The sequence below is a fragment of the Streptomyces sp. NPDC059037 genome (assembly GCF_042740015.1).
In the GTDB taxonomy this organism is placed as follows: Bacteria; Actinomycetota; Actinomycetes; order Streptomycetales; family Streptomycetaceae; genus Streptomyces.
The window spans coordinates 28,224-51,139 of sequence record NZ_JBHYIG010000007.1 but is presented as its reverse complement, the minus strand read 5'-3'; the positions used below and the strand labels follow the sequence as shown (position 1 = coordinate 51,139).

Here is a 22,916-nt window from a genome sequence, read left to right as displayed (position 1 = left end):
ATTCGGACCAATTGCCGGGCCCGCCCCGCCACCAGTGACGTTTTCCCCACCCGCCCCGCTAGGCCAAGGGATGCAGCGCCCAGGACAACGCCGCGGCGGACGTCACCCCCAAGTCCGACAAGCCCCAGTGCCGCGCCCTCGCCGACCGCCCATTCTGCCAATTTCGCAAAATGTTCCCGGGATCATTTCAACTGAAGCAGAGATAAGGAATTCCGAGTTGAAATTCCCTTACCCAAAAGGAAGGATCGCCAATCCAAGCGAAAACACTTGGCCGACCGGCCGTCGCACGATGACCGGTGGGTCAAGTACCCATGCCCACAAGGAGATTCAGATGTCACGCAAGGCGGCAGCCCTCGGCTCGTTACTCGCGGCCGCGCTCCTGCTCAGCGGCTGCGGCGAGAGCGACGACGGTTCGGGCGGGAGCGGAAGCGGCGCCGACGACGGGTCCGAATCGGCCGCCGTCGAGGCGAAGTTGCTGGGCCAGGTGCCGATGGCGAAGGTGAAGGACATGGTCGGCGCCATGGGGATGTGGACGACCGACAAGAATTTCGTGAAGGCCGATCTGAACAAAATAGTCGGCTATCCGCTCGCCGGCGGAAAGGCCGAGTGGACGGTACCGCTCGGCGGTGAGGTCTGCTGGACGTCGCCGGAGCCCACCAAGGACGGCCTGATCGCCGTGCTCTTCCAGAACGCCAAGAAGGACCCCTCCGTCTGTACGGAGGTCGGCCTCGTCGACCTGAACAAGGGCAAGCTGCTGTGGCAGAAGCAGGCCACCGACGAGTACGGCTCCGCGCAGATGTTTGACGAGGTGACCATCGGCGGCGGCACGGTCGCCGCGGCGGGCAGCCTCACCGACGCGGGCTGGAAGGTCAGCGGCGAGCCTCTGTGGAAGCCCTCGGACGAGAAATGCCCGGTGGAGGGCTACGCGGGCAGCGACGAGAAGCTGATCGCGCTCCGCGACTGCGGCGAGGTCGACAGCCCTCAGCTGACGCTCCAGACCGTCGACCCCGCGACGAAGGCGGTGAAGTCGACGTACAAACTCCCGGCAGGCACGGAGAACGCGCACGTCGTCTCCACCGACCCGCTGGTCGTGGGCGCCGACGGCGGTGACGCCAAGAAGGGCTCTTCGGGGGCCTCGGAGTTCCTGACGATCGACGACAGCGGCGCCCAGGGCAAGCTGCTGAGCACGATCAGCACGGTGGGCGGCAAGTACGGGAAGTACAAGCTGGACTGCCCGGCCACCGAGGTCACCGGCTGCCAGCAGATCGCCGTCACCAAGGACACGCTCTTCCTCGGCACTTCGGAGCCCGCGAGCGCGTCGTCCGGCGCCGAGAACGACCTGGTCGCCCTCGACCTGAAGACCGGCAAGCAGAAGGGCAAGGCCGAGGGAGTGGACGGCGGCCCCCTGATCCCGGTCGGCGTCGCGGACGACGGCAAGGTCATCGCGTACCAGGAGGCCAGCGTCGTGGACGAGGCGGGCGGCGCGGTCTGGGAGCTGGACCCGACGACGTACAAGAAGACGAAGATCCAGCAGAACCCGTCCGCCAGCTGGGAGATGGAAGCGCGGTTCACGACGGAGCGGCGGATCCTCTTCGCGGGCGAGCGCCTCTACATCGGCGGCGAGCATGTGACGGCGCCGTCCACCGTCTTCAAGAAGAAGCAGCCCTTGGCGGCGATCTTCGGCGCGAAGTAGCTGGCCGGGGGCCTGAGGAGAGGACCGCAGGAGGTCCCGCGGACGCACCGAGGTCCGCGGGACCTCCTGCGGCGCGTTCGCTGCGGCGGCAGTCCGGCACTCGTCCGCGGGCGCGTCGTGGCTGGTCGCGCAGTTCCCCGCGCCCCTTCCGGGGCGCTAACCGCGCCCCCGCTCCCGCCGCGAAACCACCGCCCGCAGCACCCGCCGCCCCTCCGTCGACACGTCGAGCGCCTGGCGAAGGCCGCCCGCGCCCGCGCCTTGGTTGGCCAGCAGTTCCAGGATCCGGATCTGGCGGCGCAACTCGGCGGCGACCAGCGGCGACATCCCGTCCGTGCGCCCCTCGCGCCGCGCCGTCACGGACGACCGCTGGGAGCCGCCGTCCGGCATGGTGTCGAGCAGCCGGTGGATCTGCAGCGCGGCGACCGAGCAGGCATCGGCCCACTCGCGCAGCTCGGCGGCGGAACGCGCGGCCGGCACGGCGCCGAGCATGCGGTGCGCGAGCGTGACGGCCTCGTCGCCGGCGGCCTCCTGCGGGGAACCCGAACCCGCGAGCGCGGCACGGGCATCGGCCAGCGCCATGTCCCACGCACCGCCCTCAGCGAGGCTCCCCCACAGCGGCCGGAGCACCTCGTCACCGCCCCCGAGGAGCGGTAGGCACCGGTCGAGGCAGGCGAGACCGCTCGCCGCGAGACCTCTCTCGTCGGCCTCCGCTATCAGCTCGACCAGACTCGGGCCGCCCATGATGTATGCCTCCCGTTGCGGACTCTGCACGTCCTCTACTGCGTGCGGCCCGCCGGGAACGTCACACAGTCATGGCACGGTCACGGCAGAGAAGCGGAACGGGAGTCCCGCCGTTCACTGCGGGACAACGCCGAGACGGTCCAGAAAGCGGAAGAAGAGCTGCTCCGCCGAAGGCTCCGCGGCGGCGTTCAGGACGTCGAGGATCGGCGCCGCGGGCACGGTCCTGCCCGACTCCGCCGCCCAGGCCACCGCACGGTCCGCCGCGTCGCGCGGCTCCAGGAAGTAGTCGTCGAGGCTGAGCCCGTCGTCGCCCAGGTATCCCGCCATCGCGGTCCTCGCCAGGCAGGTCGTCCAGGCCCCGCTCTCCGGGGCGGCCGCCTCGACGACCACGCAGTCGCTGTCCATGACGTAACCGAAGAGCGCGGGCGCGCCCGTCTCCAGGGCGAGGGAGTTCATGCTGCCGACGTCGCGCGTGCCCTCGCCGCCCGGCACCTCCCACACCTGCCAGCCGTCGTCCCGCCGGACGAGGAGGCTGAGCTCGTCCCGCACCCCCGCCACCGCCGTGAGCTCCACGAGCGGCCGCTCGCTCCTGCCCACGACGTAGTAACCCCAGTAGCCCATGCCCGCGTCCCCCCGTGGTTCGACTCTGCTCAACTGCGCTCGACGGCTGCGATCGGCTTTGGCCGAATACACCACAGACTTACGCGAGTTCGCCACCAAAAAGCAGAAAACGGATCCGTGCGACTACAGGGCGCCACCTATGACACCTCGCCCGCCAGCTTCACGAAGTCGCCCCACGGCAGCGTCGGCTTCCGCGGATCCCACAGCTTCTGGACCGTCGCCCGCAGCGGCATCCTGATCCCCGCCGCGACCTGTTCCGGGGTCTGCGATCCGGCCAGGTCGCACCAGACCGCGAAGGTGCCGCCGAGAATCTGGTCGTCGTACTCGGCGCTCACCGGCCGCGTCCCGCGGATCACCAGCGGGGTCCACTGCTCGTAGATCCGCTGTCCGGTCGGATAGACGAAGGCGTTCGGCTGGCCGAGCACGTAATAGAGGTACTCGTCGTTGTAATTGACGACCTTCCGGCCCGCCTTCAGATATTCGACGGGCTCCCGCGCTCCGATCTCCTTGCCCGTCCAGTACGCGACGTCCAGGTCGTCGGCGGCCTCCTCGACCCCGCCGCGGAAGAACCCGTCGTTCCACGCCCTGAGTCGCCGTTCGTACGGGCGCATGGTGTCGGCCCGGTCGTTGAGCCAGCCGGTGGTGAGGTCCTGGACGCGGGCGCCCTGCCCGTACCGCTCGCGGGCCGCGGCCGCCAGCTGCGGATAGGAGGCCTCCGGGTTGTCGACCATGAGGGCGCGGTACTCGTCGGCGCCGAGATGCCAGTAGCGCCCGGGGAAGAGATCGGCGAACTCCTCAAGCAGCTCGTCGACGATCTCGGCGGCCTGCGGCTTGGAGATGTCCACCGCGCCGCGCGCGGCGACGCCGCGGGTGTCGACGAGTTGCAGGGAGGGGTGCGCCTTGATGACCGCGCCGAGGTGCCCCGGCGAGTCGATCTCCGGCACGACGGTGATGTGCCGGGCGGCCGCGAGCTTGAGGATGCGGCGGACCTGCGCCTTGGTGAGGTGCTCCGGCGAGACGATCTCGGGGTGCGAGTCCGATTCGATGCGGAACGCCTGGTCGTCGGAGAAGTGCAGCCCGAGCTGGTTGTACTTGAGGTCGCCGAGTTCGCGTACGCGGTCCTCGATCCACTCCGCGCTGAAGTGCTTGCGGGCGATGTCGATCATGAAGCCGCGCTGCGGCTTGGCGGGCCGGTCCCGTACGACGCCTTCGGGCGCGGTCCGCTCCCCCTTCACCTCCTGCTTCAGCGTGCGCGTCCCGTAGAAGACACCCGCTTCGGCCGGGGCGCTGATCTTCACCCGCTGCCCCTTCACGGAGAGGGTGTACGACTCGTCGCCGCCATCGGCGTCTTCATCGATGACCAGCTCCACGTCCCCCTTGCGGGGCTCGTCGTCCCCCGCGTACGCGAGCTTGAGCTCACCGGCGAGCAGCTTGCCCTCGTCCGCGAGGTCGTCGTCCGCGACAACGACACGCCCGCCGGCCGCGGGCCGCCACCCCGGCCCGCGCGCGGCGGTGTGCTCGCGCACGGCGGGGATGACGGCCGGGGCCTTGGAGAGGGGGTACGACTTCGTGGGCGATGGGGTGAGAGTCTGCGAGACGGCGGACTTGCCGTCGGAGGGGGGTGGAGTGGACTGACCGCCTCCGTCACCTCCGTCGGGCCAGACGGCGACGGTGAGAGCGACGGCCCCGGCGGCAACGACTCCGGCAGCGACGGCCAACCGGCGGGGGATCACCGATTGCCCCTTTGTGCCACGGCTACGGGCCAAACGCCCCCGCGCAGCCGATCCGCTGCGGGGCAGACGCCCTCCCCCGGCCAATCCGATACGGGGTAAACGGGTGGGTGGGCGGGAAAAATCCGCCGCGGAGCGGCGGCACAGGAAACCCCCGGCAAGCAGCACAAGGCACCAGTCATGCCCCCACGCTAAAACGGGGCCCGCGGCCATACCGTCCACCACGCGAAGCGAAACTCTCCCATCCGGGTGAAATTCACGCATCCGTCAGACAGCCCCCACCACATCTCGCTAGCGTTACGACAAATCCCCCAGCCGTCCCTCATCGATGTCCCCTGCCCAGGAGTCCCGCTGCCCCCGCACAGTCCGTCCCGAACCCCAGAGCAGCTGAACACCGCAGAGCCGGCAGCCGCCGAAGCCGCCCTGCTCACCTGCTGCGGCAGTCACGCCTGGGCCCGCCGCCTCGTCGCCCACCGGCCCTACCCCGACCTCGACGCACTGCTCGCCGCGTCCGACGAGGCGGCGTACGACCTCCCGCCCGCCGACCTCTCCGAGGCCCTGGCCTGCGAACCTCTGGAGCCGCGTGTCCCCCGCCGGGGCACGTACTCCGCCGCGGACACCGCACTGAGCGCCGCGAACGCCGCGTACGAGAGCCGCTTCGGTCACGTATTCGTGATCTGTCTGGACGGCGTCGCCCAGGGCGAGGCCCTGGACCATCTGCTGGCCGGAATCCGCGCGCGCCTGGGCAACGACCCGGAGGAAGAGCGCGTCCTGGCCGCCGAGGAACTGCGCAAGCTGGCCCGCGGGCGACTCACCCGGCTCGTGCACGAGCTGAATAGCCCGTACGTGCCTGTTTGATTGCCTGTTTGATCACACCTGGCTACCCCGCGCGAGCGAACCGACAACTCGTCGATACGATGACGAGCGGCCGGTGGACCGTACCCGGCCGGGCCCGTCCGACCACCCAAGCCGGCTGGCCCCAATCCCCGCTCCCGGAGGGTTCTGCCGTGCCGGCTGGAACGCTGTACCGCGGCCGGGAAGGAATGTGGTCCTGGGTGGCTCATCGAGTCACCGGCGTCCTCATCTTCTTCTTCCTGTTCGTGCATGTGCTGGACACCGCTCTCGTCCGCGTCTCCCCGGAGGCGTACGACGATGTCGTCAGCACTTACAAGACGCCCCTCGTCGCACTCCTTGAGTACGGCCTGGTCGCCGCCATCCTCTTCCACGCACTGAACGGCCTGCGTGTCATCGCCGTCGACTTCTGGTCGAAGGGCCCGCGCTACCAGAAGCAGATGCTCTGGACCGTCGTCGGCATCTGGGTCGTCCTGATGGTGGGGGCGCTCTACCCGGTCCTCGGCCACGCCGTCCGCGAAGTCTTCGGGAGCTGACGCCAGACATGTCCGACACCACGCTCGAGAAGTCCGGAGTGGGCCCCGTCGAGGGCGCCTCGCTCTACGACGTCGACAACCCGGCACCCGTCATCGAGGCGCCGCGCAAGCGCACCTCCAAGACCCCGCGCTCGACCCGCGGCAACTTCGAGATGGCCGCATGGCTCTTCATGCGCCTGTCCGGAGTCGTCCTGGTCGTCCTGGTCCTCGGCCACCTGCTGATCCAGCTGGTGCTCGACGGCGGAGTATCGAAGATCGGCTTCGCGTTCGTCGCGGGCCGCTGGGCGTCCCCGTTCTGGCAGGTCTGGGATCTGCTGATGCTGTGGCTCGCGATGCTGCACGGGGCCAACGGCCTGCGCACGGTCATCAACGACTACGCGGAGCGCGCCAACACGCGCCTGTGGCTCAAGGGCCTGCTGTACACCGCCACGGTGTTCACCATCCTTCTGGGCACGCTGGTGATCTTCACCTTCGACCCGAACATCCGCTAAAGCCGAGGCGAACCCAGTGAAGATTCACAAGTACGACACTGTCATCGTCGGCGCCGGTGGCGCGGGCATGCGCGCGGCCATCGAGGCGACGAAGCGCAGCCGCACCGCGGTCCTGACGAAGCTCTACCCCACCCGCTCCCACACGGGCGCCGCGCAGGGCGGCATGGCCGCCGCGCTCGCCAACGTGGAGGAGGACAACTGGGAGTGGCACACCTTCGACACGATCAAGGGCGGCGACTACCTGGTCGACCAGGACGCCGCCGAGATCCTGGCGAAGGAGGCCATCGACGCGGTCCTCGACCTCGAGAAGATGGGTCTGCCCTTCGGCCGTACGCCCAAGGGTGAGATCGACCAGCGCCGTTTCGGCGGTCACTCCCGCAACCACGGCGAGGCTCCTGTCCGCCGTGCCTGCTACTCGGGCGACCGCACCGGCCACATGATCCTCCAGACGCTGTACCAGAACTGCATCAAGGAGGGTGTGGAGTTCTTCAACGAGTTCTACGTCCTCGACCAGCTCCTGGTGGAGGTCGACGGCGTCAAGAAGAGCGCGGGCGTCGTCGCCTACGAACTGGCGACCGGCGAGATCCACCTCTTCCAGGCGAAGTCCGTGGTCTACGCGTCGGGCGGCACCGGCAAGTTCTTCAAGGTGACGTCGAACGCGCACACGCTCACCGGTGACGGCCAGGCGGCGTGCTACCGACGCGGTCTGCCGCTGGAGGACATGGAGTTCTTCCAGTTCCACCCGACCGGCATCTGGCGCATGGGCATCCTCCTTACGGAAGGCGCCCGTGGTGAGGGCGGCATCCTCCGCAACAAGGACGGCGAGCGCTTCATGGAGAAGTATGCGCCGGTGATGAAGGACCTCGCGTCCCGCGACGTGGTGTCCCGCTCCATCTACACGGAGATCCGTGAGGGCCGCGGCTGCGGTCCCGAGGGCGACCACGTCTACCTGGACCTGACGCACCTCCCGCCGGAGCAGCTGGACGCCAAGCTCCCGGACATCACGGAGTTCGCGCGTACGTACCTCGGCATCGAGCCCTACACGGACCCGATCCCGATCCAGCCGACCGCGCACTACGCCATGGGCGGCATCCCGACGAACGTCCAGGGTGAGGTCCTCGCGGACAACACCACGGTCGTTCCGGGCCTGTACGCGGCGGGCGAGGTGGCCTGCGTGTCGGTGCACGGCGCCAACCGCCTGGGCACCAACTCGCTCCTGGACATCAACGTCTTCGGCCGTCGCGCGGGTATCGCCGCGGCGGAGTACTCGGCGAAGAACGACTTCGTCGAGCTCCCGGAGAACGCCGAGGAGCTCGTCGTCGCCCAGGTCGAGCGCCTGCGCGACGCCTCGGGCAACGAGCGGGTCGCCGAGCTCCGCAAGGAGCTGCAGGAGACCATGGACGCCAACGTCATGGTGTTCCGCACCGAGCAGACGATCAAGACGGCGGTGGAGAAGATCGCGGAGCTCCGCGAGCGCTACCTCAACGTCTCGATCCAGGACAAGGGCCGGCGCTTCAACACCGACCTCCTCGAGGCCATCGAGCTGGGCAACCTGCTCGACCTCGCCGAGGTCATGGCGACTTCCGCCCTGGCGCGCAAGGAGTCCCGCGGCGGTCACTACCGCGAGGACTTCCCGAACCGCGACGACGTCAACTTCATGCGCCACACCATGGCGTACCGCGAGGTCGGCGACGACGGCACGGACTCGATCCGTCTCGACTACAAGCCGGTCGTCCAGACCCGCTACCAGCCGATGGAGCGTAAGTACTGATGGCAACCCCGACCCTCGACAAGGAAGACGCGAAGCCCGAGGCGGGTTTCGCCGACTCCCCGTACATCACGGTCACGTTCCGCATCCGCCGCTTCAACCCCGAGGTCTCGGCGGAAGCGACGTGGGAAGACTTCCAGGTGGAGATCGACCCCAAGGAGCGCGTCCTCGACGGTCTCCACAAGATCAAGTGGGACCTGGACGGCACCCTGACGTTCCGCCGCTCCTGCGCCCACGGCATCTGCGGCTCCGACGCCATGCGCATCAACGGCCGCAACCGTCTGGCCTGCAAGACCCTGATCAAGGACCTCAACCCGGAGAAGCCGATCACGGTCGAGGCGATCAAGGGTCTGACGGTCCTGAAGGACCTGGTCGTCGACATGGACCCGTTCTTCCAGGCGTACCGCGACGTCATGCCGTTCCTGGTGACCACCGGCAACGAGCCGACGCGCGAGCGCCTGCAGTCGCCGGAGGACCGCGAGCGCTTCGACGACACGACGAAGTGCATCCTGTGCGCCGCGTGCACGTCGTCCTGCCCGGTCTTCTGGAACGACGGCCAGTACTTCGGCCCGGCCGCGATCGTCAACGCGCACCGTTTCATCTTCGATTCGCGTGACGAGGCGGGCGAGCAGCGCCTGGAGATCCTCAACGACAAGGACGGCGTGTGGCGTTGCCGCACGACGTTCAACTGCACGGACGCCTGCCCGCGCGGCATCGAGGTCACGAAGGCGATCCAGGAAGTGAAGCGGGCGTTGATCACGCGGCGCTTCTGATTTCTTCGGCTGGCCCTTACGCAGCTGTTGAGGGCCCCTTCCCCGGTCTTGTACCGGGGGCGGGGCCCTCTCGCTGTTCCGGGCGGCCGGCCAGGGCTTCGCTCACCCGCAGATCGGGAGCTCGGGAGGCAGGAAAGCCTGTGCGGGACGGTAGTTGAGCGTCGACCCGGCGACCAATGCGCCTGAACCGGCGTAAAAGCACTGACTGTTGATCAAATCCGCCTGGTGTCCTCACTCGCCCCAGAGATAGCGTTGGTTCGCTTCAGTTACCCCCCACCTCACGGGAGTCCCGAGTGAACCGCCCCATCCGTCTCATGACGGCCACGCTCACCGCGTCCGCGGCCCTGTTGTTGACCGCCTGCGGTTCGGGAGGCGGGGACGACGGACCTTCGGACAAGATCGAGGGCGCGGGTGGCGGCGGCTCGAAGGCTTCCGCGAGTCCGTCGGCGAAGCCGGACGGTGCGAAGCGCCCGGAGATCAAGCTCCCGGCCGAGTTCCAGGCGAACTTCTCGGGCTGGACGAACAGTGACCCGAAGGCCCAGGGGGTCCTGGACGACGGCAAGGAGGAGTTGCGGGCGAAGTACGCGGCGATCATCGAGGGGAACCCTGATTCGGACGCGGTGGCGTTCTACGACTCGGGCGCCTCGCTCACCACGGCCCGCAAGTGGATCAAGGGCTTCACCGAGACCGACGACAGCCTGATCGGTGAGGTCAGGGCCTACAACCCGAAGGTCAACGTCAACGGCAAGGACACGGCTGTGTTCTTCTACTGCGTCGACGAGCGCAAGGCGTCCACCAAGAACCGCAAGACCAAGAAGGTCACGGCCACCCCCGACACCCCCGACTCGGTGCTGCAGTACCGGGCCAGGCTCACCAAGTCCAAACAGGGCGTGTGGCAGACCGTCTCCCTGGAGACCGTCCCGGGCGGGTGCAAGTGATGCGGACGTCCGCGAAGGCAGGTGCCTTCCTGCTCGCCACGGCCCTCACTCTGGGCTTCTCCTCGACGGCGGCGTACGCCATCGGGGACAAGAACAACCAGAATCCGCCGGGGCCTTCGGGCGGCGCGAACAAGAACACGCTGAACGCCGGGGTCGGCACCACGAACATCACGGTCAATCAGGTCAGCGGCGGCAAGGGCGGCTCCTCCGCCAAGGGGCTCGCCCCGGTGGACCCCAACTGGAAGCCCCCGGCCTGCTGGTACGAGCCCGTGGCGACATCCGAGCAGGTGAAGGCCGCGACGGACCAGCTCAAAAAGACGCCCAACGAGAACCTGGTTCCGGTCACCCCCTCGCTCAGCTGGGGCGAGCAGTTGATGGTGGACACCTTCGAGAAGGACAAGTCGCCGAGCGACGGCGTCAAGAGCTACAAGAACTTCAACCTCGGCAAGAACGGCAAGTTCTGGCGCGGTGTCGTCAACCCTGACATGGAAGACGATCCGGCGGCGTACGACTGCGAGGAGATCCTCTTCTGGCAGGACGCCGGCACCCTCCCGAAGATCGACAATGCCCCGACGCCCGAGGTCCTCGCCTCGTACGCGTACGACAAGGTCAAGGTCCCGGACACCAAGGTCGAACTGAAGCCGGAAGGCAAGTCGACCGTGAACCTGCCCACTTGGGTCTGGCTGGACAAGGGCACCTTCGAGGACGTCAAGGTCCGCGCCGAACTGCCCGGTACGGGCCTGTGGGCAGAGACCACGGCCAAGCCGGTCAGCCTCCATCTGGAGCCCGGTACGGCGGACGCGCGGACCTTCCCCGCATCCGGTGAGTGCAAGGTCAACGACGACGGCAGCATCGGCACCCCGTACACGAAGGGCTCCTCGAAGCAGGACCCGCCCTGCGGCATCTCCTACCTGCGGGCCACCGACGGCAAGCCGTTCCAGCTGAAGGCGTCCATCACCTGGGAGATCACCTGGGAAGGCACCGGCGGCGCGGGCGGCGACCTGCCGAACGGCACGTTCGACGGGACGCAGGACGTCAACGTCCAGGAGATTCAGTCGATCAACCGCTGACGGAACGAGGCTCACCGATTGGCGGCCAGCACTGCCGCGAGGCCCTCTTGCAGGTCTTTGACGAAATACTCGGGAACCTCCAGCGACGGGAAATGTCCCCCGCTTTCCGGCGCCCCCCATCGGACGATCTGTCGGTATCGCTCCTGTGCCCAGGGGCGCGGACTCTTCTCGATGTCGCGGGGATACATGGTGATTGCCGACGGGACGTCGACCCGGAGTTCGGGGTCCAGTGAGTTGTGGCTTTCGTAGTAAATGCGGGCCGCCGATGCGCCGCTCCGCGTCAGCCAGTACAGGGTGACGTCGTCAAGAACGCGGTCGATGGAAATCGTCTCGAACGGGCTGTCCTCGGTGTCCGACCACTCGGCGAACTTGTCGAGGATCCAGGCGAGAAGCCCGACCGGTGAGTCGACGAGCGAGTAGCCGATGGTCTGCGGCCGGGTCGCCTGCTGCTTCGCGTACGCCGCGCGTTGGCGCCAGAAGTGGCGGGTTTCCTCGGTCCATTTGCGCTCGGCCGCCGTCAGCCCGTCCGTCGGCAGTCCGGGCGGCGCCTCCGCGAACAATGTGTGGATGCCGAGAACGTGCGCCGGGAATCTGCCGCCGAGAACCGTGGTGATATTCCCTCCCCAGTCTCCGCCGTGGGCCACGAACTTGCTGTAGCCGAGCCTTCCCATCAGTTCCACCCATGCGGCCGCGATCTTTTCGGTTCCCCACCCGGTGGTGGCCGGCTTGTCGCTGTAACCAAAGCCCGGCAGCGACGGGACCACGACGTGGAACGCCGGCGCGTCTGCGTCTTTCGGATCTGCCAACTCGTCCACCACATCGATGAACTCGGCAATGCTGCCCGGCCAGCCGTGCGTCAGGATAAGAGGCGTGGCATCTGCGCGCGCGGACCGGCGGTGCAGGAAGTGGATTCCCAGATCATCAATGGTCGTACGGAACTGGCCGATCCGGTTGAGGCGCTCTTCGAACGACCGCCAGTCGTACCCGGTGCGCCAGTAGTTCACGACATCGACGAGGTCGGCGAGCGGAACGCCCTGGTCCCATCGGCGAGGGTCGGGCGCGGCGCGATGGACCGTCTCGGCCTCCGGCAGCCGCGCCGCCGCCAGTCGCGCGCGCAGATCGTCGAGGTCGGCGTCGGGTGCGTGGGCTTCAAATGCTTGCACGTCGCTGCTTGGACGGGGCATGAGACCTCCTGGCCATCGCGGAACCGGCTAAGACGGTTCTAGCAGTTTCCCGAGCCACGCCGCAACCGGCTAAGGTGGTTCCATGCGTGCTGGATTCCCTGACTTCCGCCTCGGCAACGTGCTGGCGACCAGCTTCACGGGGACCCTGTCGGAGCGTCACGGCAACGCGGTGGAGCGCATTCCCACGCCGCACCGACTCATCGACTGGCTGGCAGCGAGCGGCCTCGCCGTGGACTCCTGCACCACCGCCCAGCTCGACCTCGCCCGGGAACTGAGGGAGTCGATTCACGCCGCCGCGACAGCGGCCGCGATCCAGGACACCCTGCCTGCGTCCGCCGTCCAAGTCATCAATGACCGCAGCGCTCAGGGCCGGGCTGCGGCCATCCTGACGCCCGAGGGCAAGCGGCGATGGCGGCTCGGCTCGGCTTCCTGCATGGAAGATGCCCTCAGCGTGATCGCCGCCGACGCGATCAGCATCATCGCGGGCGAACGAGACGGAAAACTGGCCTTGTGCGCATCGCCGACCTGCCGGGCCGCCTTCTTCGACACCAGCCAGAGCCGCAGCCGCAAATGGTGCGACATGAACACATGCGGGAATCGCCAGAAAAAGGCGCGCTTCCATGCCAACCAGCGCAAGAACTCCAGCTCGGCGGAGTGATCGTCACCCTCGATCCGCCGCCTTCGGTCAACGCCTTCAATCAGTACGTCTACGTTTACTGATCGGCGACGCACATCGGCTCTTCGCAGTCGGGGGTGTTGGCGGGTAGGCGTGGAGGTCTTCCACGGCGAGGCAGCAGGGCATTCTCGCGCCACTTGATTCCACAAGACCTCCCCGGAAACGAGCCACGAAACTCCGTAACGCAAGACGCAGCGGTCAACGAACTTGGCCAAGGAAGCCGTCGAAGAGGTCAAGTCCGCGCCGAGCTGTCCGGCACCGGCGTGTGGGCGGAGACGACGGCGAAGCCGAAGAGCCTCCACGTGGAGCCCGGAACGCCAGACACGAAGGGCTTCTCGAAACAGGACCCGCCGTGCGGCATCTCCTACCTCCGGGCCACCGGCAGGAGCCGTTCCAGCTGAAGGCGTCCATCACCTGGGAGATCACCTGGGAAAGCACAGGCGGCGCGGGCGGCGATCTCCCGAACGGCACGTTCGACGGCGGCAGGAGTGTTTCCACCTCCCTCCCCACCGCCTGGACGCCCAGAGTGAACCGCCCCACCCGTCTCATGACAGCCGCGCTGACCGCGTCCGCGGCCCTGCTGTCGACCACGCGCGGATCGGGAGGCGGCGACGACTCCTCGAACAAGAACGCCGCGGCGGGTGAGGAGGGCGGAAAGGCTTCGGCTCCCCTCAGCGCCAAGCCTGATGAGGTCGAGCGGCCGGAGATCAAGCTGCCTTCGGACTTCAAGGCGCACTTCGTACGCCGGACGAACAGCGACCCGAAGCTGCAGGCGATCCTGGACGACGGGCAGGAAGATCTTCGGGCCAATACGCGGCCATCATCGAGGCAAATCCTGAGTCGGACGCTGTGCGGTTCTACGACTCGGGTGCCTCCCTCACCACGGCGCGCAAGTGGATCAAGAGCTTCGTCGAGACGGACGACAGTTTGATCGGTGACATCAAGGCCTATAACGCGATGGACCACATCGCCGACAACGGCACGGGCACGCTCTTCTGCTGCGTCGACGAGCGCAAGGCATCGGCGAAGAACCGCAAGACCGAGAAGGTCACGGCCACCCCCGACACCCCGGACTCGATCCTGCAGTACCGGACCAGGCTCACCAAGTCCCGGCAGGGCGTATGGCAGACCACCTCGCTCGTGACCGTCCCGGGTCGCTGCAACTGATGCGGGGAGCAGGCCAATGTGCTGCAACAGCAAACGGCCTGCCTTGTAGATGCGCCCCACGCCGACTGCTACTGCATGGAGCATCGCAGATTTAACCTCCCTCGATCACGCTCAGCGCAAGCGCAAAACCGTCAAATACGCACGAAGATTCAAAACTAGCCTTATCTGAGCGTCTTAATCCCGCCTGGCCCCCTCGGCAGCCCCACAGATGGCGTTGGTTCACATAAGACAACCATCGCCCCATCGGGAGCTCACCGTGAACCGCCGAACCCTGCCTGCCGCTGTCGCCTTCACTGCGACAGCAACTTTGCTGCTGACGGCTTGCGGCGGTGGGAGCGACGAATCCAGCGACAAAGACAAGATCGCCGGAGCCGACTCGGGTAGCGGAAAGAAGTCGGCATCGCCGGACACGAGCGCCTCGGACGACAAGATCGAGCGGCCGAAGGTCGAGTTGCCCAAGGACGTGAAGAACGTCTTCGACGGCGGTTCGACAGGCGACGCAACGAAGGACGCGGTGCTCGCGGACAACGAGCGCGGGATCAACGCCGAGAGCGCTGCCATCGTGAGCGGCGACCGAGACTCAACCGCGCTGAGCTTCTACAACAAGGGCGAAGCCCTGCTGTCGGAGGCCAAGTATGTACAGAGCTTCCTGGACGCAGGCATCAGCTACAAGGGAACAATCCGCTACTTCGATCGGCGAGTGACACTGGTCGACAACAAGACCGCGGCACTCGTCTACTGCGCGGACGAGAGCGGGGCGTCCAATACCGACCGTAAGACGGGCAAGGTCAAGGCATCCGGCCAGACAGAGCCCAAGGACAATTACGTGCTCTACAACACCCGGCTGACCCTGAATGCAAAGGGCGTCTGGCAGAGCACCAAGGGGTTCGGCAAGCGAGGGGCCGCGTCGTGCGCAAAGTGACGGGTCGCATCACCGCATCCGTCACAGCGACGCTGGTACTGGCAGGATTGCCGGCGTCGGCGTATGCCATCGGACCAGGCGGCACCGGCAAGGGCGGAAGCGAGACGGACAGCTCAGGCGCTGGCCAGATCCACGCCGAGACGAAGGTTCAGACAACCGTCAATGGCAGGACCTCTACGGCGAAGACCGGGACCCTCTACTCTGCGGATTCCAACTGGACCCCACCAGCATGCTGGTACGAACCCGCCTTCTCCCCCAAGGAGTTGAAGAAGTCCGTCGGCAACCTGCGGAAGTACAACCCGTTCGGGCTCGGGAACATGGTCGCCGACATGTACGACGGCTACTACAAGGACGGGAAGCCCTACGAGGACTACAACCTCGACAAGCAGGGCGAGGGAATGTTCTGGGCGGGTGTCGTCAACCCCAACCGTGAGGACGACCCGGAGGCGACATCCTGCGACAAGGCCCCGTTCTGGGTCGACAAGGCAGACACCCCCGACGAACCGCTGGCCCTCTCACCTGAGATTCTCGCCGAATACGCCTACGACGAACTCCCCGTGCCCGGCACGGAGATTGAGGCGGCTCCGGCCGGCAAGTCGACGGTGAACTTGCCGACCTGGATCTGGCTGAACAAGGCGAAGTTCAAGAAGGTGTCCGTCACCGCCAGCCTCCCGGGGACAGGCCTGTCAGCAACCACGACCGCCGAGCCCGTCTCGCTGCACATCGATCCAGGTACGGAGGACGCCGATACCTTCCCCGCCTCCGGGAACTGCAGGATCAACGCCGACGGTTCGATCGGCGAGGCGTACGCGAAGGGCAAGTCGAAGGACACGCCGCCCTGCGGCGTGAACTTTCTCCGCGCCACTGACGCTTCAGCGGCTTACGAGCTCAAGGCCACCATCACCTGGAAGATCAGCTGGACGAGCACGACCGGCGAGGGCGACGACCTACCGGACGGCACATACGGATCAACTCAGGACGTTACGGTCCAGGAGATCCAGTCCATCAATCGCTGATCGGGCATCGCAGGCAGATAGCTCCAGATGAATCGGAACCAAAACGGGGGAACGCAAGGTGTCACACCGTCCGGGCGACTGGCACATACTCGACTTGGACAAGGACCCAACTCCGGGCGATCCGGACCGGGTTCGCAGCCTGGCGAAGAACCTGCACGACTTCTCCGACGACGTGGGCCGCGTCCTGCGGGACATCAAGGGGATGGCGGGCGAGGACGCGATCCTGCAGTGGGCGGGCAAGACCGCGGACGCCTTCACCGAGCAGTTCGAGGATGCTCCGGACAAGCTGAAGAAGCTCAAGAAGAGCTACGAGATGGCGGGCGACGCGCTGTCGGCGTACTGGCCGGATCTGGAGCGCGCCCAGACCTTGGCGGACAAGGCGCTGGTCAAGGGGCGTGAGGCGCAGGCCGACTTGAGCAGTGCGAAGTCGAAGCTGACGTCGGCGAATTCGTGGGTGGAGCGGGCGGGCAAGGAAGCCGACAAGTACAAGGACGACAACGACGGCGGCAGCAAGTCCGGCAAGGATGTGCCCAAGCCGGATCCGGACAAGGTCAAGGCCGCCACCCGCAACGCCGCCTCCGCGGAGAAGGCGCAGAGTACCGCCCAGGGTGATGTCACTTCCGCGCAGAGTGCGCTGGATGCGGCGAAGAAGATGGCCGAGGACGCGCGCAAGATGCGCGAGGACGCGGCCGGTACCGCGAAGCGGAAGATCGACGAGGCCTCCGACGCGGGCATTCAGAACCGCAAGTGGTGGGAGGAGATCGGCGACTGGGTCTCCGACAACTGGGACACCATCGTTGCGGTCTGCAAGGTCGTCGTCGCCGTGGTCGGCGTGATCGCGATGATTGTCGGCGGGCCCATCCTCGCCGCGATCGTGATCGTGGCCGGAGCGATCGTCCTGGCCGACACGCTGACCAAATACGCAAAAGGCCAAGCGACCCTCATGGATGTCGCGTTCGCGGCGCTGGACTGCGTACCTGGCATGAAGGGGCTGACCACCGCGGCGAAACTCGGCAAGGGGCTGAAGGGGCTCAAGGGCGGGCTGAAGGGTTTCAAGTCGGCCCGCACCGCGCTGAAGAACGGCGCGAAGGGCGCGTACAACCGCGTCAAGAGCAAGATCAAGGGCTGCGGCGACCCGGTGGACGTGGCCACCGGACAGATGTTCCTGGCCGAGACCGACGTCACCCTGCCCGGCGTCCTGCCGCTGGCCTTCACCCGCCGGGTCGCCTCGGGCTACCGCACCGGCGGCTGGTTCGGGCCCAGTTGGTCCTCCACTCTCGACCAGCGCCTCGAAATCGACGAAGACGGCGTCGTGTTCGTCACCGAGGACGGCATGCTCCTCGCCTACCCGCACCCCCAGGGACCGGACACACCGGTGCTGCCCGAGTCCGGCCCGCGCTGGCCGCTGGAACGCCTGGACAACGGCGGCTACCGCATCACCGATCCCGTGGCCGGACACTCACGCCACTTCGCCCCGCCCATCGACGACGTGGCACTCCTGACCCGAATAGCGGACCGCAACCACAACACCATCGACCTCGACTACGACACCGAGGGCACCCCACAGGCCATCCGCCACAGCGGCGGCTACCACCTCAAACTGACCGTCGAGAACGAACGCGTCACCGCGCTCAGCCTGGCAGGCGCGGGCGAGGACGGCACGGACGCCGTGATCAAACGATACGGCTACACCGACGGCAACCTAACCACGGTGGCCAACTCCTCTGGCCTGTCCATGAAGTTCACCTATGACGAGCAGTTGCGCCTCACGTCGTGGGAGGACACCAACCAGAGCCGCTACGGCTACACCTACGACGAGCGGGACCGCTGCACCACCCAGCAGGGCATAGCCGGGCACATGTCCAATGCGTTCGCCTACGACCTCACTGACTCCGGCTGGCCCAACTGCCGCATCACCGAGGTCACCACACCTGAGGGCGCAACCTCCCGATTCGTCATCGACGAACGTTGCCTGGTCGTCGCCGAGGTCGACCCGCTCGGCGGCACTCGGCGTTCCGTCTACGACAGCCACCGCCATCTCGTCCGCACTACCAACGCGCTCGGGCACAGCATCCGCATCGTGAACAACAAGCTGGGGCAGCCCCTTGAAGTGACCTACCCGGACGGCGCCACCATCAGGTATGCCTACAACGGATTGAATCAGCCTTGTTCCATCGAACTACCCGATGGCACCTACTGGTCGCAGGAGTACGACGAAGGCGGCAACTGCACACGGGTCACCGACCCGGCGGGCGTCGTGACTCGTTACGCCTATGCCGGGGCAGGCCACCTCTCGTCGATCACCGACGCACTCGGTCACACCACCAGGGTGTGCTGCGATCCGGCGGGTCTGACCCTGGAATCCATCGATCCATTGGGGGCTGTGACCGCTTGGGAGCGAGATGGCTTCGGCCGGCCTGTCTCACTCACCGACCCGTTGGGGAACGCAACCCGCTTCGCATGGACCGCAGAGGGTCAGCCCGCGCTGCGCATCGCTCCGGACGGCAGCACCGAATCGTGGAGCTATGACGGCGAGGGCAACTGCATCAGCCATACCGATCAGATGGGCCAGTCCACCCAGTTCGAATACACGCACTTCGACCTGCTCTCCTCGCGCACCGATCCCGACGGAACGCGGTACACGTTCGACTACGACTCATCGCTGCGTCTCGTCGAGGTGACCAATCCGCAAGGAATGCGATGGAGTTACACCTACGACGCGGCAGGGAACCTGATCGGCGAGAGCGACTTCGACGGCCGCGTGCTCGGCTATACGTGCGACGCGGCAGGACGCCACACCGCCCGCACCGATGCCCTGGGGCAAACGGTGTCGTACGAGCACGACGAACTGGGGCGAGTCATCCGCAAGGTCGCCGACGCTCAGGTGACCACCTTCATGTACGGCCCCGGGGATCAGCTCGCCGAGGTAGCAGGACCGGAAGCCACGCTCGTCCGGCTCTACGACCGCGTCGGCCGACTCGTGTCCGAGGCGGTCAACGGCAGGCGCACCGCCTACGCGTACGACGAGTTGGGCCGACGTGTGCAGCGCACGACCCCTTCCGGCGCGGTCACCACCTGGGAATACGACGCCAACGGCAACCAGACCCTGATGACCGCGTCGGACAGGGCCATTCGTTTCGCGTACGACCGGGGAGGACGCGAGATCAGCCGCCAGATGGGCGAGAACGTCAATATGGCGAACACCTTCGACGAACTGGGCCGCATCATCACCCAATCCCTCTCGACTGCGGACGACACGGAGATTCAGTCCCGCTGCTACGGATACCGCGCAGATGGGAACCTTGTACACCTCGAGGACAAGCTGAACGGAACGCGACGCTTTGATGTGGACGTCCTCGGGCGAGTGACGGCCGTGCACGCCCAAAACTGGAACGAGCAGTACGCGTACGACGCGGCCGGAAACCAGGCTGCCGCGTCCTGGCCCGCATCACATCCGGGCCAGGATTCCGTCGGCCTGCGCCATTACACCGGAACTCGAATAGACCGCGCGGGTCGTACGCGGTACGAACACGATGCCCTGGGGCGCGTCACTGCGCGGCAGAGAACCCGACTGTCCCGGAAGCCGGATACCTGGCGCTGTGAGTGGGATGCCGAGGACCGGCTCACCGCAGTGGTGACTCCAGACGGCACCCGCTGGCGCTATCGCTACGATCCTTTGGGCCGTCGCATCGAGAAACAGCGCCTCGCAACCGACGGTGAATCCGTTGTCGAGCACGTCCACTTCTCGTGGGACGGCAGCACCCTTTGCGAGCAGACCAGTGCGTCTGCGGCCCTTCCTGATCCCGTGACACTGACCTGGGACCACGACGGATTGCACCCGATCTCCCAGGCCGAGCGGATCACCGCGGCCGGCGGCGCGCAAGAGGAAGTGAACTCGCGCTTCTTCGCCATCGTCACCGATCTCATCGGTACGCCCACCGAGCTCGTCGGCGAGGACGGCAGCATAGCGTGGCGCACCCGAACAACTCTCTGGGGCACCACGGCCTGGAGTTCCAGTAGCACCGCGTACATGCCTCTGCGATTCCCCGGCCAATATTACGACGCCGAGAGCGGACTCCATTACAACTACTTCCGGCACTACGATCCCGAAACCGCGCGCTACCTCACGCCAGATCCCCTGGGCCTCGGCCCTGCACCGAACGCCAACACCTACGTCCACAATCCCCTCACGTGGGTTGATCCGCTCGGCCTGGCACCCAAATGCCCCAAGGGGAAGGGCAAGGACAAACCACCGCAACGGAAGACGTCCAACGAGGAGCATGAGTACTTCGACTCGTTCAGTGAAGCGAGAGCCAACGCGAAGGAACGCGCGCAACTAGGCGATGATCAGATTCCGTTCGTGCAGGAACTCGGCCCGCACAAGGGTCGAGTAACCGGGATGCAGAGTCCCGACGGAAACCGTGGATGGCGAATCGACTTCGACGACCAGAACCCAGACAAGGGATTCCACGTAAACTGGTGGAACAGGGAAGGCCGTAAGCGAAGCGACAGTTGGAAGCTTGGCGCCAACACGATCAGAGGCGCCGAGGAAGCGGACTATCTGGCGATCCTCGAACATTTCCCGCACACCTGACCGGAATCACCTGACCGGAAAGATCTCTCGCATGCATACAGAGCAAGAACACATTCAATCCTGGCTGACCGGGCGCGAGCATTGGATTCTCGGAAACGAGGTTTCAGACGCCTTCAACAATTCACTGTCCGAGCTTCCGTGGACCACGAGCCACGTCCGTTGGAGCCAAGTCCCTCACACAATCCTGAGGTTGCCTGACAATAACGACTGGGAACAGTTCCTGAGCGAAGCGGCCGAGACGCCTGCCGGACAGCACGAGCATCTGTACATCATGTACTCCTGGCGTGAGCCGGGAATCGTCTGCCGAACCACTGAGGCACTGCAGGACATCGACTACCTGTACTCATCCGCCCCCGGGCCCAGGTATTTCTGCGGCGCCGACGTTTCGAACGGTTCCCCCGTACTAGCGTTCTCGGACTTCGCGGAATACGACGGAGGCGACAAGATCACGGCGTACACGCCGTGATCCGACCCATCACTCTCGCCATCATCCCGAGGGTCCGGCTCAGCCCGAGGCGCTCGGCATGGCGCCCGGGGACGTCGCGTACGGGATGCAGGCAAGCTACGGGCTCGCGTACATCACGCCCGACACCATCTCCGACTGGGAGCGAGGGTTTGCATCGCCCTGCTCCGCCGAACTCGCCACGCTCGCCGCCATCTGGTGATAGTCGCCGGATGAACTCACGGGCGCCGCACGCACGTTGGCTGCACATAGGCGGAGAGCGATGACCGACCCATCCACGCCGGCAACCTCCGTGGCGAGGCGGCAGGGCTTTCTCGCGCCACCTGATTCCAACACAGCCCGGGGCCCCGGAAACGTCAGCAAGTGCGGCTCCAACCGAGCCCACTCTTCATCCGAAAGATCTCCCCGCCCCATGTCCCACGGAACGAGTTTCCAGCAGGGGCGTCCCACGACCCATAGGGCACGGCCTGGTCGGAAGCCATTCGGGCGACGGAAACGGCCAGACGGCCGAAGAAGGGACCGTCCGGGGTGACGTTGGCGCGCGCTCGCGTCCGGCGCAGAGCCGTCGACCTACCCTGACGGAATGTCAGACAACCAGTCGGTCGGCCTGTCAGCTGACCAGTCCGTCGGCCAGTCCGCAGGCGAGGCCGCCGCCGGACAGGCGACCGATCTCCTCGGGTTCGACAACGTCCTGCTCCCCGTCGGCGACCTGGACGAGGCCGTCGGGTTCTACGAACGTCTCGGGTTCCCCGTCTCCGCCCGGATCGACGAGATCGGGCTCGCCATCCTCAAGGTGGGCAAGGAGATGCCCGGCGTACTGCTGCGCGTGGAGGACGAAGCCGTCCGGCAGCCGCCGCCGTGGGCCTCCCCCAGGGTGTGGCTGGAGGTGCGCGACGCTCGCGCCGCGGGGCGTGCGCTGGACGCTGCGGGGGTCAAGCTGCTCGCGCCGCCGTTCTCCGTGGCCACCGGGTGGACCGTGGAGGTCGCCGACCCGTGGGGGAACGTCGTCGGGTTCACCGACTACTGCAAGCGGCCCGAGCTGGCGCGGAGTTGACCCGCAGGGGCAGGAGCGGCGTCAGCGCCAGGACGCGCCGCCGCCCTCCTCCGCCACCAGCATGATGCGGCGCAGCATGTCCGAGAGCTGGGCCCGCTCGTCCTTCGAGAGCACGCCGAGGAGGCGATACTCCTCGTGGCCCAGGACATCCATCGCGCCGAGCCAGATCGAGCGGCCGGACTTCGTCAGCTCCACGTCGACCCGGCGCCGGTCCTCCTTCGAGGGGGTGCGGCGGATCAGGCCCCGGCCCTCCAGGCCGCCCAGACGGCCCGTTACGGAGGCGGGCGCGAGGTCCAGGTCGGCGGCCAGCTCGGAGGGGGTGGCCCGGCCGCCGCGACCGGCCAGCTTGTGGAGGGTGTCGAACTCGGGGCGCTCCAGGTCGAAGTCGATGAGGGACTGCTCGCGGATCCGGCGCAGATACACCGTCAGCTTCTTCATGCGGGTGACGGCGCCCTCGATGTCGGGGTCGAGGCCGGGGAGCACGGGGAGCCAGCGTTCGACGTGACCGTCGGTCCAGTCGCGGGCGGCCGGCTCGGGGGCGGCTTTGTGGGCGATCGCGGGCGCGTTCCCCGATCCCGCGTTCCTCGCCGTTCCCGCGTCCTTCGCCGTTCCCGCGTCCTTCGCCGT

The 22,916-nt window shown here is 66.8% G+C and carries 21 protein-coding genes and 1 pseudogene; 17 read left to right on the top strand and 5 right to left on the bottom strand.

The features are described from left to right. The first annotated feature begins 331 nt into the window (after positions 1–331). On the top strand, positions 332–1,693 hold the full coding sequence (locus ACFWY6_RS02995) for a hypothetical protein (RefSeq protein WP_384685754.1): 1,362 nt from the start codon (positions 332–334) through the stop codon (positions 1,691–1,693). A 156-nt stretch (positions 1,694–1,849) separates the two neighbouring features. Here ACFWY6_RS02995 and ACFWY6_RS02990 read toward each other — a convergent pair whose 3' ends face one another. The 3 genes from ACFWY6_RS02990 to ACFWY6_RS02980 form a co-directional block, all read right to left on the bottom strand. Next, entirely contained in the window at positions 1,850–2,434 is a 585-nt protein-coding gene (locus tag ACFWY6_RS02990; RefSeq protein WP_384685752.1) for a hypothetical protein, read from the bottom strand. A 114-nt stretch (positions 2,435–2,548) separates the two neighbouring features. Further along, complete coding sequence (locus tag ACFWY6_RS02985; protein WP_384685750.1) at positions 2,549–3,055, bottom strand: hypothetical protein; 507 nt, start codon at positions 3,053–3,055, stop codon at positions 2,549–2,551. 137 nt (positions 3,056–3,192) lie between these two features. Further along, positions 3,193–4,788, bottom strand: coding sequence for a glycoside hydrolase family 20 protein (locus ACFWY6_RS02980; RefSeq protein ID WP_384685748.1), 1,596 nt, complete (start codon positions 4,786–4,788; stop codon positions 3,193–3,195). Between the two features lie 348 nt (positions 4,789–5,136). Between ACFWY6_RS02980 and ACFWY6_RS02975 the strand changes: the two genes are divergently transcribed. From ACFWY6_RS02975 to ACFWY6_RS02945, 7 genes are all read left to right on the top strand, one after another. Further along, a complete protein-coding gene (locus ACFWY6_RS02975) occupies positions 5,137–5,643 on the top strand; it encodes a 2-oxo-4-hydroxy-4-carboxy-5-ureidoimidazoline decarboxylase (RefSeq protein ID WP_384685807.1) in 507 nt (168 codons plus the stop codon). A gap of 149 nt (positions 5,644–5,792) precedes the next feature. Continuing rightward, a complete protein-coding gene (gene sdhC, locus ACFWY6_RS02970; RefSeq protein ID WP_076684883.1) occupies positions 5,793–6,173 on the top strand; it encodes a succinate dehydrogenase, cytochrome b556 subunit in 381 nt (126 codons plus the stop codon). A gap of 8 nt (positions 6,174–6,181) precedes the next feature. Beyond that, positions 6,182–6,664, top strand: coding sequence for a succinate dehydrogenase hydrophobic membrane anchor subunit (locus ACFWY6_RS02965; RefSeq protein WP_266870224.1), 483 nt, complete (start codon positions 6,182–6,184; stop codon positions 6,662–6,664). Positions 6,665–6,680: 16 nt separating this feature from the next. Continuing rightward, a complete protein-coding gene (gene sdhA / locus ACFWY6_RS02960) occupies positions 6,681–8,435 on the top strand; it encodes a succinate dehydrogenase flavoprotein subunit (RefSeq protein WP_384685745.1) in 1,755 nt (584 codons plus the stop codon). Further along, positions 8,435–9,205, top strand: coding sequence for a succinate dehydrogenase iron-sulfur subunit (locus tag ACFWY6_RS02955; protein WP_384685743.1), 771 nt, complete (start codon positions 8,435–8,437; stop codon positions 9,203–9,205). Before sdhA ends, ACFWY6_RS02955 begins: the two co-directional genes overlap by 1 nt. Before the next feature lie 314 nt (positions 9,206–9,519). Continuing rightward, positions 9,520–10,143, top strand: coding sequence for a hypothetical protein (locus tag ACFWY6_RS02950; protein WP_384685741.1), 624 nt, complete (start codon positions 9,520–9,522; stop codon positions 10,141–10,143). Continuing rightward, positions 10,143–11,213: a hypothetical protein gene (locus tag ACFWY6_RS02945; protein ID WP_384685739.1), complete on the top strand. Its 1,071-nt coding sequence runs from the start codon at positions 10,143–10,145 to the stop codon at positions 11,211–11,213. The genes ACFWY6_RS02950 and ACFWY6_RS02945 overlap by 1 nt, the downstream gene beginning before the upstream one ends. A gap of 11 nt (positions 11,214–11,224) precedes the next feature. On the opposite strand, the gene ACFWY6_RS02940 is transcribed toward ACFWY6_RS02945, so the two are convergent. Then, positions 11,225–12,397: an epoxide hydrolase family protein gene (locus ACFWY6_RS02940; RefSeq protein ID WP_384685737.1), complete on the bottom strand. Its 1,173-nt coding sequence runs from the start codon at positions 12,395–12,397 to the stop codon at positions 11,225–11,227. A gap of 82 nt (positions 12,398–12,479) precedes the next feature. Between ACFWY6_RS02940 and ACFWY6_RS02935 the strand changes: the two genes are divergently transcribed. The 9 genes and pseudogenes from ACFWY6_RS02935 to ACFWY6_RS02895 all read left to right on the top strand — a co-directional run bounded on the left by ACFWY6_RS02935 (position 12,480) and on the right by ACFWY6_RS02895 (position 22,289). Beyond that, positions 12,480–13,055 (top strand): CGNR zinc finger domain-containing protein, encoded by a 576-nt coding sequence (locus ACFWY6_RS02935; RefSeq protein ID WP_384685735.1) that lies wholly within the window; start codon positions 12,480–12,482, stop codon positions 13,053–13,055. A gap of 254 nt (positions 13,056–13,309) precedes the next feature. Next, positions 13,310–13,551, top strand: a pseudogene (locus ACFWY6_RS02930) (hypothetical protein); the annotation flags it as partial. Positions 13,552–13,922: 371 nt separating this feature from the next. Continuing rightward, positions 13,923–14,240: a hypothetical protein gene (locus ACFWY6_RS02925; protein WP_384685813.1), complete on the top strand. Its 318-nt coding sequence runs from the start codon at positions 13,923–13,925 to the stop codon at positions 14,238–14,240. A 256-nt stretch (positions 14,241–14,496) separates the two neighbouring features. Then, positions 14,497–15,162 (top strand): hypothetical protein, encoded by a 666-nt coding sequence (locus ACFWY6_RS02920; RefSeq protein WP_384685733.1) that lies wholly within the window; start codon positions 14,497–14,499, stop codon positions 15,160–15,162. Then, positions 15,150–16,178 (top strand): hypothetical protein, encoded by a 1,029-nt coding sequence (locus ACFWY6_RS02915; RefSeq protein ID WP_384685730.1) that lies wholly within the window; start codon positions 15,150–15,152, stop codon positions 16,176–16,178. The genes ACFWY6_RS02920 and ACFWY6_RS02915 overlap by 13 nt, the downstream gene beginning before the upstream one ends. Before the next feature lie 94 nt (positions 16,179–16,272). Then, positions 16,273–20,772, top strand: a complete 4,500-nt coding sequence (locus ACFWY6_RS02910; protein ID WP_384685727.1) for a DUF6531 domain-containing protein — start codon at positions 16,273–16,275, stop codon at positions 20,770–20,772. A 190-nt stretch (positions 20,773–20,962) separates the two neighbouring features. Further along, positions 20,963–21,238 (top strand): hypothetical protein, encoded by a 276-nt coding sequence (locus tag ACFWY6_RS02905; protein WP_384685724.1) that lies wholly within the window; start codon positions 20,963–20,965, stop codon positions 21,236–21,238. A gap of 58 nt (positions 21,239–21,296) precedes the next feature. Next, the gene (locus tag ACFWY6_RS02900; protein ID WP_384685721.1) at positions 21,297–21,437 is read left to right on the top strand and encodes a hypothetical protein; all 141 of its coding nucleotides are present in this window, start codon (positions 21,297–21,299) and stop codon (positions 21,435–21,437) included. Between the two features lie 381 nt (positions 21,438–21,818). Then, complete coding sequence (locus ACFWY6_RS02895; protein ID WP_384685718.1) at positions 21,819–22,289, top strand: VOC family protein; 471 nt, start codon at positions 21,819–21,821, stop codon at positions 22,287–22,289. A 21-nt stretch (positions 22,290–22,310) separates the two neighbouring features. Here the strand turns inward: ACFWY6_RS02895 and ACFWY6_RS02890 are convergent, their stop codons facing one another. Next, positions 22,311–22,844: a MarR family winged helix-turn-helix transcriptional regulator gene (locus ACFWY6_RS02890; protein WP_384685805.1), complete on the bottom strand. Its 534-nt coding sequence runs from the start codon at positions 22,842–22,844 to the stop codon at positions 22,311–22,313. Positions 22,845–22,916 lie beyond the last annotated feature (72 nt).

Bases quoted from the DNA above. Each gene is read 5' to 3' on its own strand.
- ACFWY6_RS02995 (WP_384685754.1), top strand. From the start codon at position 332: ATGTCACGCAAGGCGGCAGCCCTCGGCTCGTTACTCGCGGCCGCGCTC.
- ACFWY6_RS02990 (WP_384685752.1), bottom strand. From the start codon at position 2,434: ATGGGCGGCCCGAGTCTGGTCGAGCTGATAGCGGAGGCCGACGAGAGA.
- ACFWY6_RS02985 (WP_384685750.1), bottom strand. From the start codon at position 3,055: ATGGGCTACTGGGGTTACTACGTCGTGGGCAGGAGCGAGCGGCCGCTC.
- ACFWY6_RS02965 (WP_266870224.1), top strand. From the start codon at position 6,182: ATGTCCGACACCACGCTCGAGAAGTCCGGAGTGGGCCCCGTCGAGGGC.
- ACFWY6_RS02955 (WP_384685743.1), top strand. From the start codon at position 8,435: ATGGCAACCCCGACCCTCGACAAGGAAGACGCGAAGCCCGAGGCGGGT.
- ACFWY6_RS02950 (WP_384685741.1), top strand. From the start codon at position 9,520: ATGACGGCCACGCTCACCGCGTCCGCGGCCCTGTTGTTGACCGCCTGC.
- ACFWY6_RS02945 (WP_384685739.1), top strand. From the start codon at position 10,143: ATGCGGACGTCCGCGAAGGCAGGTGCCTTCCTGCTCGCCACGGCCCTC.
- ACFWY6_RS02940 (WP_384685737.1), bottom strand. From the start codon at position 12,397: ATGCCCCGTCCAAGCAGCGACGTGCAAGCATTTGAAGCCCACGCACCC.
- ACFWY6_RS02935 (WP_384685735.1), top strand. From the start codon at position 12,480: ATGCGTGCTGGATTCCCTGACTTCCGCCTCGGCAACGTGCTGGCGACC.
- ACFWY6_RS02900 (WP_384685721.1), top strand. From the start codon at position 21,297: ATGGCGCCCGGGGACGTCGCGTACGGGATGCAGGCAAGCTACGGGCTC.
- ACFWY6_RS02895 (WP_384685718.1), top strand. From the start codon at position 21,819: ATGTCAGACAACCAGTCGGTCGGCCTGTCAGCTGACCAGTCCGTCGGC.